Genomic DNA, 15,157 nt, shown 5'->3' on the forward strand with positions numbered 1-15,157 from the left:
TTCAGCGGTATGCGGACTCGATCATCGGTTCGGTCGCGAGGACCTTGCCGTCGCCGCCGACGATGGTCAGGGCGGACGGGGTGAGCCGGTACTCGGTGCCGCCGTCGCCGGTGGCGACGAAGCCGGAACCGCTGGGGCTCGGGTCGTCGACGGAGATCGCGGCGCCGTCACTGATGCGCACGCCCTGGTAGTAATAGCGTCCCACGCCCGTCTCGCAGACCACGACCAGGGACTTCGTGGTGCGACCGATGAACACCGCCGGGTTGGTGTAGTTGCATCGTGCATCGGACGGGGGCAGGAAGCCCTGCCGATCGGCGCCCGACACCTCGCCGACGATCGGCGGCGCGGGCGCCGTCGTCGTTCTCGTCGTAGTTCTCGGCGGAGTCGCGGCGGGCGGGACCGTCGCCGGAGCCGCCTTCGTGGTCGCGACGGGGACGTCTTCCGTGACGGGAAGGCGCACCTGACTGCTGCCGGCCGCGGTGACCGCGGGGTCGTCCGGGTTGTTCCGGTCCAGCACGAGCCATCCGACCACCCCGGCGAGTGCCAGCAACGCGATCACCAGCACGGTCACCGTCACCGGCACGGCCACCGACCGTCGCGCAGGCGGCGGGGCGGTGTAGGGAGTGAGCGGGTAATAGGGCGGAGGTGGAGCGGGCGGACCGCTGTGGAACGCGGTCGGCGGGTAGACGGGTGGACGCCCGCGGTCGTCGACCCGGGTCGGCTCGGACCGCATGCCCGGCGACGGTTCCGGGCGGGTCGCGATGTCGGTTTCGGTCTTCCGCTCGCGAGCGGTCAACGCGGAGCGGGCTGCCGCCGCGAAGTCGCCTGCCGTCCGGTACCGATCGCGGGGATCCTTGGCCAGACCCCGGGCGATCACCTCGTCGAACGTGGCGGGCACTTCGGGCCGGATCGAGCTGGGGCTGGGCACCGGCGTGGTGAGGTGCGCGCGGATCGCGCTGCTGATGCTGTTGGACGGGAACGGAATGGACCCCGTGAGGCATTCGTAGAGGACGCACGCCAGCGAATAGACGTCCGCGCGGGCATCGACCGGTGCGTTGTCGAACCGCTCGGGCGCCATGTACGCGTAGGAGCCGACAGCGCTGCCGAGGGTGGTCAGGCGGAGATCGGAACTCGAGTGCGCGATACCGAAGTCGACGAGGTACGCGAATTCACCGGCCGTGACGAGGATGTTCTCCGGCTTGACGTCGCGGTGGATGAGACCGTCGGCGTGGGCGGCGTCGAGCGCCGCCGCGATCTGGTCGACGACCGCGACCGCATGTGCGGGGCCCATCGGGCCACGCGAGCGGAGCAGCGCCCGCAGATCCTGCCCGACGACCAGACGCATGTCGATGTAGAGCACACCGTCGATCTCGCCCCAGTCGTGGATGGGGATGACGTGCGGCTCCTGCAGCCGGGCCGCGGCATGCGATTCGCGGCGGAACCGCTGCTGGTAGGTGGGGTCTTTCGCGAGGTCGACGTCGAGGATCTTGAGTGCGACGGTGCGATCCTTGGTGGTGTCGTACGCCTCGTACACCTCACCCATTCCGCCTCGGCCGAGCAGAGCCCTGAGATGGTAATGCCCGAACTGCGAGCCGACCCGTGTGCCTGCCGTCATTCCCATCCCCTCGAAGCCGGAAACAGCACGATACACGCAGCGTCAGAACTCTGGATCGTCGAAAATCCGTTGCCCGACGCCGCCGCGGTCCGTATCGTCACGTGGCTTTGTCCACCCGTCGACAGAAGGAGTTCACTTCGTCATGGAACCCGTCACCGAACACGACATCAGGTCGTCCTTCATCAATTGCTCCAAGGGCGACGCCAAGCGCCTACCGGTCCCTCGTGACCTGGACGATCGGCCGTGGGAGGATCTCGACTTCCTCGGCTGGAGCGACCCGTCGTTTCCCGGCCGCTGTTATGTCGTCGTACCGCGGGAGGATCGTCTAGTCGGCGTCGCGCTGCGCTATGAGACGGGCGGTTACCGCCGCGCGCAGATGTGCACGGTCTGTATGACCACGCATGCCAGTGGCGGTGTCTCGCTGATGACCGCGCGTAAGTCGGGGGAGTCCGGGCGCCGGGGTAACTCGATCGGCACGTACATGTGCGCCGACCTCGCCTGCTCGCTGTACGCGCGCCGGAAGAAGTCGCCCGCGCTCGGCAGGCAGTACCGCGAGGATCTCGAACCGGAGGAGAGGATCGCGCGGGTTCGCGACAACCTCGACGCCTTCATCGCGCGCGTCTACGGCTGATCGAACCCCGACACACCAACCTGCAGCCCGGTGGCTGCCGAAGAGAATGAGAGGTAGATGCCATGCGCCGACATTCGAGAAACCACTCTCCGGCACACCCCGAGTTCGGAGACACTGCAACCGAACCCGGGGTGTGTGGGATTCCTCTCCGGTCGAGACGGCCCGGACGTGACCGGACCGCCTCGTCCGGAGAGGATCCCGCTACGCTCGCCGTCGCCGAGAACTGAAGTGGGCGAATGCCTTCGCCATGATCGGGGTGGTGATGAGCATGATGACCAGCCGCAGCACCTGAGCGGCCGCGACGAACGTGACGTTGGAGGAGGTGGAGGCCGACACGGCCAGCACCGCCGCCAGACCGCCGGGGGTGGTGGCGAGATAGGCCTCGAGGAGGCTCGCGCCGGTGAGGTGGGCGAGAAGGATGCCCAGGCCTGCGCACGCCGCCCCGACCAGGAGGGTGAGCAGCGCGGCGTACGGCAGGATCCGTCCGATCGCCCGCAGGCTCGCCCGGTCGAATGCGAGCCCGGCCTGCCAGCCGATGAGGATCAACGCGGCGGTCATCAGTATCGGCGGGACCGAGACCGCGTCGCTCCAGCCGCCGAGTTCGAATCCGGCGCTCACCGCCAGCGGCCCCAGCGTCGCGGGGGCGGGCAGTCGCAGAAGGGACGCCACAGCGGTGCCGCCCACGATGAACAGCGCCAGGAACGGCAGTGCCACATACCATTCGGCGCCGCCGCCGTCGTCGGTTGCCGTCGCCGGTCCCGTACCGGTATCCGCGCGGAACCCGAACGTGACGATCATCGGCATCGACACCACGACGAGCGCCACCCTCAAATATTGCACCACCGCGACGATGCGGTCGTCGCCGCCGAGTTCGCGGGCCATCGCGACGAGTCCGGTGGCGCCGCCCGCCGTCATGGCCAGGGATCCGGTCACCGCGTCCACGTCACGATGCAGCGCGAGGAGGGCGCCGGCCGCCACGCTGATCACCAGGGTCGCGGCTGCGATCGAGACCACCGGCACCCACAGCGAGCCCAGGGCGGCGATCGTCTCCCGGTGCACCATCAGCCCGACCGCACTGGCCAGCACGCCCTGGGCAAGCTTGCCCAGCGGGTGGGGCACACGCGACGGGCCCCAACCGGTGACGGCCAGGGCCGCCGCGACTATCAGGGCCGCGAAAAGGCCGGCCGCCGTGAGTCCCATGCTCTCGCCGAGCGCCCAGCCGCCGGCCGAGAGTGCGATCAGTGCGGCCCATCGGAGTCCGTGGCGACGCAGTCGGGATGCGCGCGTCGGCACGGTCCGTTCGGGGGTGTGCACGTCGGTCACGATCGGGCGCCTTTTTCGGGATGCTGTTCTTCGATGGTGTGCATTAACGTATACCTTAGCCGATGCCATTGCGAACGTTAGAATGTATGCATGGCGGGCGAGAGCAAGAGCGAACAGGTATACGGGCAGCTCAGGGCGGATATCCTGAACGGGGTTCTGTCGCCGGGGCAATCGCTGAGTGCTCTCGACGTCGGCTCGCGGTACGCGGCGTCTCGTACCCCAGTCCGTCAGGCCTTCCTGCGACTCGAGGCGGAGGGGCTGGTCTCGCTCGTCGACCGGCAGGGCGCACGGGTCTCTCCCATCTCGATCAAGAGCGTCCGCGACCTCTTCGAATTACGCATCCTGCTCGAGGCGGCCGCGGCGCGTATGGTCGCCGAGACCGTCGCCCGGGACTCCGCGGCCCGGCAGCAGTTCGAAGAGGTGGCGGAAGCACTCGAGGCGATCTCCGAGGAGGGTGCGTCCGATGACCGGCGCGATCGCTACTACGAACTCACGGAAACCTACGACCAGGCGGTCATCGCGCGTACCCGGAACGCGCAGCTGGCCCGCTCGATCGCCGAACTCCGGCCGCACACCGAGCGGCTGCGCAACATCGCCCACTCCCGCCCCGGCCGCCTGGACGTCTCGCTGGCCGAGCATCTGTCGATGTGCCGTGCGATCCTCTCCGGCGACGGGGCGGCCGCTGCCGCAGCCTGCGCCGAGCACCTGGCGCAGACGCAGCGGACCATTCTCGCGGCGGTGGTCGATCCGCAGGGATCCGGTGTCTCCATCGACCTGGTCACCGCGTAGCCGGGGCGGTCAGAGCGCGAGGATGGCGGGGACGCTGAGGACCGCCACGTAGTACCCCATGAACAGGACACCGGCGTGGATCTTGAACGCCCTCGACAGCAGACCGCCGACGAGTCCGACCGTGAGGGTGACGGCGAGCCCGAGGATGCCGCCCTCCCAGACGCTGATGACGACGACGAGTCCGGTGAACGTGGCGATGATCGCTTCGTGGCTGACGTACCGGACGACCAAGGTGGCCGCGCGGTGGGCGAAGTTCATCGCGAACGGGTACGCGATGATCGCGGCGATCACGACTGCGCCGAGACCGTAGAGCAGGAACTCCCAGTTGGTCAGTGCCGTGGACAGGTTGCGGATCTGCCCGGTGCCGTCGTCGGTGGTGAAGACCGGTGGCGCGTTGAACAGGGGAGCGGCCGGCCCTGCCGCGACCGGGCTGAGCGGCAGACCGAACGCGATGAGCGGAATGAGCGCTTCGGCGATGTACGTCGATTCGGTGGTCCCGTTGCGGGCGGCGATCACCGAGGTCAGCCGGTGGTAGCCGTGCTTGACCCGGGATCCGACGACCTCGCCCATGAGCACGGTCATGGCGACCGGGCTGAAGACGAACGTGGCGCTGGAGACGGTCGCGGTCGCGGCGACGTGCGCCGTCTGCTTGCGGTCGAGCATCCGGAACGGGTTCGGGAAATACCCGTTCCACCCCTTGATCTCCGGGGCGAGCCACACCGTCGCCGGTTCCTTCCGGGCCATGTCCTTCCGTCCCGACGCACCCAGCACGAGGAACAGATCCGCGATGAGGGGACCGACCGCAATGCCGAGGAAGTAGCTGATGTTCAGGGAGACGTCGTAGCTCTTCGTCAGCGATTTGAGCGCGAGGACGAGGACGACGAACGGCACGAGCGCGGCCACCCCGGACCATTTGCCCGGCGACGTGTAGGCGATCGCGACGGCGGCGACGAGGAACAACCACGGTGCCACGGACTGGACGGTGTCCGCCACCGGGGCGAGCAGGGTGGCGAACAGCACCGCCACGGGGACGGCGATGAACGCGGAGATGATCGCACCCGAGATCGCCTTGCGCAGGGCGATGTGCGGCACACCGAGGCTGCGCAGCAGCCGCGCCTCACGCATCAGCGGCACGGCCATCGTGTCGCCGGGGATGCCGAGCAACGTGGTGGGCACCGCGTGGGTCATGTGCTTGGCGACGGCGCCGGCGAGGAAGAACGTGAACACCGCCGCGGGCGGGGCGCCGAGCAGGATGACCAGCAGCGTCAGCGGAGCGATGGTGGCCGTCTCGTCGGTCCCGGACACCAGCCCGATCAGGGAGAACACGATGGCGCCGATGACGCCGAGCGCGATCGCGACGAGGACGTCGTTGGTGAACAGCACGCTCATGATCGTCCGCCCGTCCCGTGTGTCTCCGCCTCGGCGAACCGGTCGTAGAGGTCGAGATCCTTCAACTCCCGGACCGTCTGGGCGGGGAGGTCGGACACCGAGCCCAGCCCCTGACGTTCCTCCTGCAGCACCCGGATCACGTCGCCGACCTTGTCGCCCTCGGACGAGTCGACGGCGATGTTCCGCTTGGGGCGGAACAGTTTCCCGCTGACGACGCCCGCGACGAGGCACGCGGCGATGCCGACCAGAAGCGCATACGCTTCTGCCAGAGACGAATCCGTGACGAAGGAGTTGAAGAACGCGGTGGCGCCGAGGAGCGCGCAGACGCTCACGACGATACCGATGACGACGGAGACGGCGAGATCTCGCCCGGCCACCGTGTCGCCCCACACCTCGAGGTAACGAGGCCGAGGCATCTGATCGTCGGTGGGCGGGGGCGCCTGCGAGGCGGGCTGGCTTTCGATGGACATCGTCTGTACTTCCGTGTGAGGGGTGTCGTGCGCTAGGAGAGTGCGGCGGTCAGGGCCGTCGCCACCCGAGACGGGCTGGGATGGCCGATGTGCCCGGCCATCCAGCGGGAGGCGTCGGTCAGGGTATCGAGGTCGATGCCTGTGTGGATGCCGAGGCCGTGCAGCATCCACACCAGGTCCTCGGTAGCGAGATTCCCGGTGGCACCCTTCGCGTAGGGGCATCTGCCGAGGCCTCCTGCTGCGGTGTCGAATTCGGTGACTCCCGCGATCAGTGCGGCGTGCACGTTGGCGAGCGCCTGACCGTACGTGTCGTGGAAGTGTCCGGCGATGGAGTCGACCGGCACACCGGCGGCCACGACGGCGTCGAGCACAGCGCGGACGTGGCCGGGGGTGGCGACGCCGATGGTGTCACCGAGCGAGATCGACGTGCATCCCATGCCCGCCAGTTCGGCGGCGATGTCGGCGACACGGCCGGGATCGACCCGTCCCTCCCACGGATCGCCGAAGCACATCGAGATGTAGCCACGGGTGCCGATTCCTTCGGCGCGCGCACCCGCGACCACCGGCCGGGCGTTGTCGAGCGCCCTGGCGACGGTGGTGTTCAGGTTTTTCCGGGCGAACGTCTCGGTGGCGCTGACGAAAACGGCGATCTCCCGGGCGCCCGCGGCAAGTGCCCGACCCAGCCCCCGCTCGTTGGGGACCAGCACGACCTGGCGGACGTCGTCGGGAGGGTCGAGTTCGGCCATGAGCGACTCGGCGTCGGCGAGTTGCGGAATCCATTTCGGGGAAACGAAACTCGTCACTTCGAGCGATCTGACGCCGGCGGACACGAGCCGACGGCAGAACTCCGCCTTGACCGCGGTGGGGACGAGCGCCGACTCCGCCTGGAGCCCGTCACGCGGTCCGACTTCGTAGATGCGGACCGCGGACGGCAGCGACGGGTCGGCGAACGCGTGGGGCGCCGGACGCCACACTGGTTCGGGATTCTCGGGGGTGGTCATGTCAGTGTCCGGAACGAAGGTCGGCGAGCACCTTTTCCGCGTGCTCGACCCGGATTCGCTGGTCGTCGATAAGCCGCGTGACCACCAGATCGAGTTCGTCGCCGGTGGCGCCGGCGGAGGCGGCGATGGTGCGGGCGTGCAGACTCATGTGGCCGCGCTGGATTCCCTCGGCGGCCAGCGCCCGGCAGGCGCCCAGGTTCTGCGCGAGCCCCACCGCGACGATCACGTCCGCCAACTCCGAGGCCGTGGAGACGCCGAGCATCTTCACCGCCGCCTGCGCGACGGGGTGGACTTTGGTGGCGCCGCCGACCAGTCCGACGGCCATCGGCACCTCGAGGGTGCCGGAGAGGTGACCGTCCGCGGTCTTCTCGAAGTGCGAGAGCGCCGTGTACCGGCCGTCCGCGGCGACCGCATGCGAGTGGCAACCGGCCTCGACCGCGCGGGTGTCGTTGCCGGTAGCCAGGACGGCGGCGGTGATGCCGTTCATGATGCCCTTGTTGTGGGTCGCGGCGCGGTAGGGGTCGCATTCGGCGAGCGCGGACGCATGCACGATGTTGTCGACCACCTCGTCGCCACCGAGCAGGTCCTTGTCGAACACGGCCCGGGCCCGGGTGATGCGCAGGTCCGCCTTGTTCGTCAGGATCCGCAGCAACGAACGCCCGCCGGAGATCTCGCCGAGCCGCGGCGCGATGGCCTCGGCCATGGTGTTGACGGCGTTGGCGCCCATGGCATCGCGCACGTCGACGTGGATGTGCACCACCACGTGCACGCCGGTGCGCGTCGGGACGAGTCGCACCGTGAGGTCGCGTGCGCCGCCGCCGAATCGGACCAGCATCGGATCCTGGGCATTGGCCAGTTCCATGATCTCCGCGCGTGCCTCGAGCACCCGCAGCCGGGACGTCTCGGGGTCGGGGCAGTCGAGGATCTGGATCTGGGCCTGCATCACCGGATCGGTGCTGGAGGTGTGGAAGCCGCCGTGCACCCGCGCCATCCGGGCGGCGTTGCTGGCGGCGGCCACCACGGACGGCTCCTCGGTAGCCATCGGGACGAGGTAGTCGCGCCCGTTGACGGTGAAATTGGTTGCGACACCCACCGGGATCGCCATGACCCCGACGACGTTCTCGATCATGTGATCGGCCTGATCGATGCCGAGACCCTGCCCGGGATCGAACACGGCGACGTCGAGTTCGGACAGGCCGGTCCTCTCGGCGATCACCGTGCGGCGCTGCTGCGCGCTGGAATCCTTGAGACCGGGGATGCGGCTGTTGACGGGCACTGTGTTCCTCCACGTACTCACGGGCGGGGGCGTGTGGTGAGCCCCGACGGCAACCCTGTTTGTGCTTCGGTTCACACGGTAGGGGCATTCCGCCGACCTCGACATGTATCGATCACACATGTATTTACTTCAGGAATGTGTGACTATCACTGCCCCCGGAGTTCGTCGAGGCGGACCGCAGCCGAGATTCGGAACAGGTGTTCGTCGCCCCGCCACTCGGGCCCCAGCAGCATCTCCAGTCGGTGGAGTCGCTGCAGAATCGTGTTGGTGTGGTAGTTGAGGGCCCGCGCCGTCTTCGTCGGGCTTGCCTCGTTGCGGACGAATGCACGCAACGTGGCGAGGAGGTCCGTTCCCTTGCCGTCGTCGTAGGCGCGCACCGGCCCGATCGTCTCGTCGATGAACGCGTTCAACGTCCGTGCATCGGTGTCGAACAGCAGCGCGTAGGGCAGATACGCGTCGGTGCTGACCGCGGCGTCGGTGGTGCCGAGCGCGGCGAGTAGTCGGGAGGTGCGCAGACCGGACTCGAATCGTGCGGGGAGCGCATCCGGCGACTCCGCCCGGGGGGTCGTGATCGCCAGCACCGGACCGTGCAACGTCTCGCGCAGGTGGTTGCGCAGGTCCAAGGTGAACTCGGGCGGGGCGGTAGCGGTGAGAACGGCAACGACGACGCCTGCGTGTTCCCCGACGAGGCCGTGGCGGCCGACGAATGCGGTCGCGTCACGGGCCGCGGTGGCGCGGTCCTCGGCCGGGACCGCGATCAGCACCACGGTCTCGAGGTCTGCGAGGGCGACATGCTGGGCACGCACTCGACGTTCCAGATCGCGGCGCCGCTCCGGTGCCGGGTCGAGCAGGTCCGCGACCAACTCGACGCGGGCCCGCAGGTCTGCGTCGGCCATCGCATTCTGCTGCAGCACCAGCAGTGCGCCGACCTGCGCGGCGCGTTCGATGGTGCGCTCGTCGACCGGTCCGAGTTCGAGGTCCCCGGACCCGACCAGAACCGCGCCGAAATACAACTCACCCGCGATGACAGCGGCCACGATCGGCGTCCCGGGGTCGTCGACGCGAACGCAGTGGCCGGTGGTCCGGCTCGACGTGATGGCATCCCGCACCAGCGGCGGCAACTGGGCGGACGCCTGCCCGGCCGGCGTGGGGTGGGAGGCGACGGCATGCAGATCCCGGTCGACGATCGTGACCGTGCGGCCGAGTGCGGTGGAGAGGGTGCCGGCCACCTGCTCGAATCCGCCTCCGACCAGCACTGCCTCGATGAGTTCCTGGTGCACGACCGTGGACCGGTCGCGGACCTGCAGATACTCGGTCAGCCGGTCGAGTGCCGTGCGTGCCTCGTCCTCGGACCTGCGCACCTGTTCGAGGGTGCTGGCGGTCTGCAGCACCACCGACGCGTGATCGGCGAGCGCGGACAGCACGGCGATCTCGTCCGGCGTGAAGGCGTACTCCTGGCGGGTGGCGGCGAACAGCACGCCGAGCACCTGACCGTCCGACAGCATGGGCACCCCGAGAATCGAAACGATCCCCTCCGCGGAGACCGCGTCGTCGATGAGTTCCTCGTGCGGTCCCTCCGCGTAGTCCTGATAACGCAGAACCCATTGTGCGGCACGAGAATCGGCGATCTGGCTGGCCAGGCCCATTCCCGGGGGAACGCGGAGGTGCTGGAACTGCGGTGTCACCGAGCCGGCGGTCTTGCGGACGTTCAGCTCCCGGGTCGCCGGATCGAACTCGGACAGGTAGGTGACGTCGGTGCCCATCATCTCGTGGGCGCGGCTCACCAACCGTCCGAGGAGGGCGTCGATGTCACGGAGTTCGGCGAGTTCGCGGGCACTCGAGAACAACACCCCGAGTTCGCGTTCCCGTCGCCGCAAACGGGTCAGCTCGGCCTGGTGCCTGCGCACCTTCTCCGCGAACGCCGCCCCGCCGGCCGGGCCGGCAGCAATCCGGTCGAGCGCCTCACGGACCGCGGCCGAGTCCACGGTCAGTTCGCCGGTCATCGCGTCGGCGAGTATCCCCAGCGCGTCGCCGCTCTCCCGTGAATCCATGCCCACACTCTGCCCTGACCGGCGGAGAAGTCCCTACTGATCGAGATCAGCGCCCCGCACGAATCCCGGCACGGCGGGCAGATGCCGCGGACGGAAAATCGAGGCTGGTGCGGCTGCTCCGGTGAGCGGCGCTAGTCGATCATGAACCAGCCCCGGACCTGTGCCTCGTGGTCTACGTAGTGTTCCCCGGAGACGTCGACGACGACCTTGTCGATGGTGCCACCGGTGAACGGGAACGGTGCGGTGTAGTCGGCGGTGACCGGGGAGGCACTGTCGCGTCCGACGCAGATTCCGTCTCCGACGAGGCAGAACACTCCGGGTTGGGTGACGATTTCGCTGCTGGCCACCTGCTGCTCGTCGAGGTAGAGGTCGAGGGTGCCGGCGAACCCGGGCATGGCCGGGTCGTCGTTCTTGCCTTTCACGGTGAATTCGGCGGTGCACACGTGCCCGCCGGGGGTGATGTCGCGGTCGGCGGCCACGTCTTCGATTCGGGTGCCGAGCCAGTTGAACGTGTAGTGGAGTCGGTGGTCTTTGACGTACAGGCTGTGCCCGCCCGCGACACCGCCGTGCGCGAAGAGGACACCCTCGGCGTCGGAAGTGTCCACGTGGACGCCGGCCGCGATGGTGTACGAGCGGCCGGTGATCGGGGCACCGGCGCTTTCCGGGACGTCCGCGCAGTTCGGGTAGTAGACGTAGCGGTCGCGGGGTTTGCCGGGGTGGGGGCGGTCGGCGAGGACCTGTTCGAGGGCGCTGCGGTCGTCGAGCGGGAGGCCGTTGAAGATGCCGGCGTAGTAGAACCAGAGTTCCTTCATCTCGGCGAGGCGGTCCGGTTCGGTGTCGGCGAGGTTGTGGAGTTGGGCTCGGTCCTCGTCCAAATGGTAGAGCTCCCAGACGTCGTGGCCGAAGTTGCCCCACCCGGAGATCGGCGGGTGCAGCGAACACGCGAGCCATCCCTCGTGGTACAGGGAACGTTGCCCGAGCATTGCGTAGAACTGGGTCTGTTTCCCCGGGGCGGTGGGGTCGGTCAATGTGGCCGCGAAGCTCTCGCCCTCGATCGGGCTCTGTGTGTAGCCCTTGAGCACCGCGGGCGGTTCGATGTCGAGGAGTTCGTAGATGGTGGGCACGACGTCGACCGCGTGAATGTACTGGTGCAGCGGTTCGGTGCGGGGTTGCAGCCTGGCGGGCCAGGAGACCATGCACATGTCGGCGATGCCGCCCTCGTATCCGGCCCACCTCTTCCAGTACGGGAACGGGGTGTCGAACGCCCAGGCCCATCCGGTGTTGTAGTGGTTGTACGAGGCGGGGCCGCCGAGTTCGTCGAGGTGCGGCAGTGTCACCTCGGTGGTGTCGGCGACGCCGTTGAAGAACCGCCATTCGTTGAAGGAACCGTTCGGTCCGCCCTCGCCGCTGGCGCCGTTGTCGGAGATCACGATGAGCAGAGTGTTGTCGAGTTGACCTGATTCGGTGAGGAAGTCGATCACCCGGCCGAGCTGATCGTCGGCGTAGGAGATGAATCCGGCGAATACCTCGGCCATCCGGATGAACAGGCGCTGCTCGTCGGCGGTGAGCGAGTCCCACGGGCGGACGGTGTCGAGGATCGGCCAGAGTTGACCGTCCGGGCCGGTGGTGTTCGGCTCTCCGTGCGGGTTGATCGGCGACAGCTCGGTGCCCCTCGGCAACAGGCCCAGTTCCTTCTGCCGGGCCAGGATTTCGGTGCGGATGGCCTCGTAACCCTGGTCGAACGTGCCCCTGTATCGGTCGGCCCATTCCGGGGGGACGTGGTGCGGGGCGTGCCCGGCCTGCGGGGCCAGGTACATGAAGAACGGTTTGTCCGGGTCGACGGCTTTGGCGTCGCGGATGAACTCGATCGCCTTGTCGGACAGGTCCTTCGACAGGTGATAGCCGTCCTCGGGGGTTCCGGGTGCCTCGATCGGGTGGTTGTCGTAGACGAGGTCCGGGTACCAGCTGTTCGACTCGCCGCCGAGGAAGCCGTAGAAGCGTTCGAACCCGCGGCCGAGCGGCCACCGGGTCTTGACCGCCGACAGGTTGCATTCCTCGCTCGGGGTCAGGTGCCATTTGCCGAGGCAGTAGGTGTTCCAGCCGCGTTCGGCCAGCACCTCGGAGATGAATCCGTTCTCGAAGGGGATGTGCGTCGAGATGCCGGGGAACCCGGAGCTCATTTCGGCGACGGTGGCCATCCCGTTGGAGGTGGCGTTGCGGCCGGTCAGCAGCGAGGCGCGGGTGGGCGAGCACAGCGCCGTGGTGTGGAAGTTCGAGTAGCGCACACCCGAGTCGGCGATGCGCCGCATGGTGGGGGTCTCGATGGGACCGCCGAAGACGTCCATGCTGCCGTAGCCCACGTCGTCCCATGCGATGATCAGCACGTTCGGGGCGCCCTCGGGGGCCGCGGCGGGCAGGTACGGTGACCAGTCCGGAACCGAATCTCGAATATCGACGGCGATCTTGCCCTTACGGTTGGTGGCCATGGCGTCGCTCCTCCGGTCGACGGTCCGCTGCGCACTTTTCGGCATGCGGGAACCCCGCCTTTTCATCGTTGTCGGTGCGGCGACGGGGCGTCTACCCCCGGCACGCGCAAGCCGCGGCGGCGTTATTCACCCGCGGTGCAGCAGATCGGTTGCCTGCTGGTTCCCACACCCGACTTCGGCCATGATTGAACCCATGGCCGATCCGCGCAGCGAGGCCCAGTTCCATCGTCTGCGGACACCGCGTTCCGCGGCGATCGCGGGCATCGTCTTCGGTGTGCTCTTCGCCACCTGCGTTGCCCTGCTGGCCGCGGCGATGCCGGCCACCGCAAGCGCGCCCTGGGCGCGGGGTGGATCTCAGATCACCACCGCCTTGTTCCTCGCCCCGATCGCGGGCATCGCGTTCCTCTGGTTCATCGGGGTCCTGCGCGACCGGTTCGGCGACCTCGAGGACCGCTTCTTCTCGACCGTCTTCGTGGGCAGCGGGCTGCTGTTCCTCGCCATGACGTTCGTGTCGACGGCGCTCGCGGGGGCACTGCTCGCCGTCTCCCGGAACGCGAACGCCCCGGAGAACGACATCGTGTACTTCGGGCGGGAGGTGATGCTGCACGTCACCAACGTCTACGCCGTGCGGATGGCCGCGGTGTTCATGATCTCCCTGGCCACGATGTGGTGGAGGACCCGGCTGATGCCGAAGCCGCTGGTGATCACCACCTACCTGTTCGCGGTGGTGCTGCTGGTCATCGTCAGCTTCAGTCTCTGGGTGGCGCTGGTCTTCCCGGCGTGGGTGCTGGCGGTCAGCGTGTACATCCTCGCCACCGATCACCGACAATCGGTCCGGCCGCGGGAGGGAGGACCATGAGCACAGCGTCCGCCGGTGATGCCTACCGTCGTCGGCGCATCCTGTACGCCGAACTCACAATGGTGCTGTACATCCTCGTCGGGCTGGGCCTGGGGCTGACCGTCCCGAGGATCCGGCGCGGACCCGAAGTGCCGGCTCAGCAGGTGATCGGTGTCCTGACCACGATCGGACTCGGTGTGCTCGGCCTGGTCGCCGTCATCTACTCACTGGGGATTCTGGTCGTGCGGTGGGTGGCCTCGAACTACAGCCCGCGCCTGACCCAATTCCGTGACACCCCGATTCTGCGGCAGACCTTCGCGTTCGCCCTCGGCGTGGCCGTCTTCTGCATCTCCGCGGCCTTCGCCACCGGCCCCCGCGCCCGGGTCTCGATGGCCGTCCTGATCATCGCCATCGTCTTGCTGGCCGTGATGGCCGTGCTGCTGCGGACCCTCCAGGTGACAGCGGCAACCTCCATCCAACTCTCGCCCGTCCTGAACTCCATCGCTGCCCGCGGCCGCGACGTCCTCGACGCCGCGAGCCCCACAGCCGCGAGCACCGTTGGGTCACCCGCAGCCCCCCTGCCCGAGCCTCGCACCATGGTCACCTGGCCGACATCACCTGCCGTGCTGCAAAGAATTCTGGTCGACCGCCTCGTCGGCGCCGCCCAGACCGCGAACGCCGTCATCGTCCTGCGCGCAGCCCCGGGCACCACCCTGCAGTGCGGCACCACGGTCGCCGACATCCATGGGGAACTGGCACCGTCGATCGTCCTCGGCGGGCTGGTTGTCGGCAGCGAGCGGACATTCGAACAAGACCCGCTGTTGGCCTTCAGGCTCCTGACCGACATCGCGCTACGCGCGCTGCGGCCGAACGACCCCGCGACGGCGGTCCAGGCCCTCGACTACCTCGAGGACCTGCTCGCCCGGGCCGCCGCGGCACCGATCGAATCCCGGCGCGTCACCGACCGCAACAACGCTCTGCGCCTGGTGATCGCACGACCGGGCTGGGACGACTTCGTCCGGACCAGCCTCGACGACCTCATCCCCGCGGCGGCGACCACACCCAGTGTCCTCATCCGCATCCAGACATTGCTCGAACGCGTGCGGAACCGGGCCCACCCGGACCACCGCGACGTCCTCACCCAGCGGCTGACCCGGGTGAACGAACACCTCGCCACACTCCTTCCCCGTCCCGCGTGAACGGGCCGACGATCCCGCGCCCGGCCCGATGCTTCTCGTCGTGGCACCCGGACTGTTCGGGGAGGTAGCCCGGTCTAGTACTTCGGTCC

The 15,157-nt window shown here is 68.4% G+C and carries 12 protein-coding genes; 4 read left to right on the plus strand and 8 right to left on the minus strand.

The genetic code is table 11. The annotated features are described in order from the left end of the window. Position 1 precedes the first annotated feature (1 nt). Positions 2 to 1,615, minus strand: coding sequence for a serine/threonine-protein kinase (locus CJ179_RS27930; protein WP_095863493.1), 1,614 nt, complete (start codon positions 1,613 to 1,615; stop codon positions 2 to 4). Positions 1,616 to 1,757: 142 nt separating this feature from the next. Between CJ179_RS27930 and CJ179_RS27935 the strand changes: the two genes are divergently transcribed. Next, the gene (locus CJ179_RS27935; protein WP_095863494.1) at positions 1,758 to 2,246 is read left to right on the plus strand and encodes an FBP domain-containing protein; all 489 of its coding nucleotides are present in this window, start codon (positions 1,758 to 1,760) and stop codon (positions 2,244 to 2,246) included. 201 nt (positions 2,247 to 2,447) lie between these two features. On the opposite strand, the gene CJ179_RS27940 is transcribed toward CJ179_RS27935, so the two are convergent. Then, complete coding sequence (locus CJ179_RS27940; RefSeq protein ID WP_095863495.1) at positions 2,448 to 3,569, minus strand: AbrB family transcriptional regulator; 1,122 nt, start codon at positions 3,567 to 3,569, stop codon at positions 2,448 to 2,450. A gap of 90 nt (positions 3,570 to 3,659) precedes the next feature. Here CJ179_RS27940 and CJ179_RS27945 point away from each other — a divergent pair, with 90 nt between their 5' ends. Then, positions 3,660 to 4,358 (plus strand): GntR family transcriptional regulator, encoded by a 699-nt coding sequence (locus CJ179_RS27945; protein ID WP_095863496.1) that lies wholly within the window; start codon positions 3,660 to 3,662, stop codon positions 4,356 to 4,358. 9 nt (positions 4,359 to 4,367) lie between these two features. Here the strand turns inward: CJ179_RS27945 and CJ179_RS27950 are convergent, their stop codons facing one another. From CJ179_RS27950 to CJ179_RS27975, 6 genes are all read right to left on the minus strand, one after another. Next, positions 4,368 to 5,747: a tripartite tricarboxylate transporter permease gene (locus tag CJ179_RS27950; protein ID WP_095863497.1), complete on the minus strand. Its 1,380-nt coding sequence runs from the start codon at positions 5,745 to 5,747 to the stop codon at positions 4,368 to 4,370. Further along, the gene (locus tag CJ179_RS27955; RefSeq protein WP_095863498.1) at positions 5,744 to 6,217 is read right to left on the minus strand and encodes a hypothetical protein; all 474 of its coding nucleotides are present in this window, start codon (positions 6,215 to 6,217) and stop codon (positions 5,744 to 5,746) included. The genes CJ179_RS27950 and CJ179_RS27955 overlap by 4 nt, the downstream gene beginning before the upstream one ends. Positions 6,218 to 6,249: 32 nt before the next feature. Then, a complete protein-coding gene (locus tag CJ179_RS27960) occupies positions 6,250 to 7,218 on the minus strand; it encodes a hydroxymethylglutaryl-CoA lyase (RefSeq protein WP_179377649.1) in 969 nt (322 codons plus the stop codon). A 1-nt stretch (position 7,219) separates the two neighbouring features. Further along, positions 7,220 to 8,494 carry a hydroxymethylglutaryl-CoA reductase, degradative gene (locus tag CJ179_RS27965; protein ID WP_095863499.1) on the minus strand — a complete coding sequence of 425 codons (1,275 nt, stop codon included), beginning with the start codon at positions 8,492 to 8,494 and terminating at the stop codon, positions 7,220 to 7,222. A 146-nt stretch (positions 8,495 to 8,640) separates the two neighbouring features. Continuing rightward, entirely contained in the window at positions 8,641 to 10,545 is a 1,905-nt protein-coding gene (locus tag CJ179_RS27970) for a GAF domain-containing protein (RefSeq protein ID WP_257015789.1), read from the minus strand. Between the two features lie 131 nt (positions 10,546 to 10,676). Further along, complete coding sequence (locus CJ179_RS27975; RefSeq protein WP_095863640.1) at positions 10,677 to 13,031, minus strand: arylsulfatase; 2,355 nt, start codon at positions 13,029 to 13,031, stop codon at positions 10,677 to 10,679. 193 nt (positions 13,032 to 13,224) lie between these two features. Here CJ179_RS27975 and CJ179_RS27980 point away from each other — a divergent pair, with 193 nt between their 5' ends. Next, a complete protein-coding gene (locus CJ179_RS27980) occupies positions 13,225 to 13,890 on the plus strand; it encodes a hypothetical protein (RefSeq protein WP_095863501.1) in 666 nt (221 codons plus the stop codon). After that, a complete protein-coding gene (locus CJ179_RS27985) occupies positions 13,887 to 15,068 on the plus strand; it encodes a DUF2254 family protein (RefSeq protein WP_095863502.1) in 1,182 nt (393 codons plus the stop codon). Before CJ179_RS27980 ends, CJ179_RS27985 begins: the two co-directional genes overlap by 4 nt. Positions 15,069 to 15,157 lie beyond the last annotated feature (89 nt).

Source organism: Rhodococcus sp. ACS1 (assembly GCF_002300155.1).
In the GTDB taxonomy this organism is placed as follows: Bacteria; Actinomycetota; Actinomycetes; order Mycobacteriales; family Mycobacteriaceae; genus Rhodococcus_F; species Rhodococcus_F koreensis.

Bases quoted from the DNA above. Each gene is read 5' to 3' on its own strand.
- CJ179_RS27930 (WP_095863493.1), bottom strand. From the start codon at position 1,615: ATGACGGCAGGCACACGGGTCGGCTCGCAGTTCGGGCATTACCATCTC.
- CJ179_RS27935 (WP_095863494.1), top strand. From the start codon at position 1,758: ATGGAACCCGTCACCGAACACGACATCAGGTCGTCCTTCATCAATTGC.
- CJ179_RS27945 (WP_095863496.1), top strand. From the start codon at position 3,660: ATGGCGGGCGAGAGCAAGAGCGAACAGGTATACGGGCAGCTCAGGGCG.
- CJ179_RS27950 (WP_095863497.1), bottom strand. From the start codon at position 5,747: ATGAGCGTGCTGTTCACCAACGACGTCCTCGTCGCGATCGCGCTCGGC.
- CJ179_RS27955 (WP_095863498.1), bottom strand. From the start codon at position 6,217: ATGTCCATCGAAAGCCAGCCCGCCTCGCAGGCGCCCCCGCCCACCGAC.
- CJ179_RS27960 (WP_179377649.1), bottom strand. From the start codon at position 7,218: ATGACCACCCCCGAGAATCCCGAACCAGTGTGGCGTCCGGCGCCCCAC.
- CJ179_RS27970 (WP_257015789.1), bottom strand. From the start codon at position 10,545: ATGGATTCACGGGAGAGCGGCGACGCGCTGGGGATACTCGCCGACGCG.
- CJ179_RS27975 (WP_095863640.1), bottom strand. From the start codon at position 13,031: ATGGCCACCAACCGTAAGGGCAAGATCGCCGTCGATATTCGAGATTCG.
- CJ179_RS27980 (WP_095863501.1), top strand. From the start codon at position 13,225: ATGGCCGATCCGCGCAGCGAGGCCCAGTTCCATCGTCTGCGGACACCG.
- CJ179_RS27985 (WP_095863502.1), top strand. From the start codon at position 13,887: ATGAGCACAGCGTCCGCCGGTGATGCCTACCGTCGTCGGCGCATCCTG.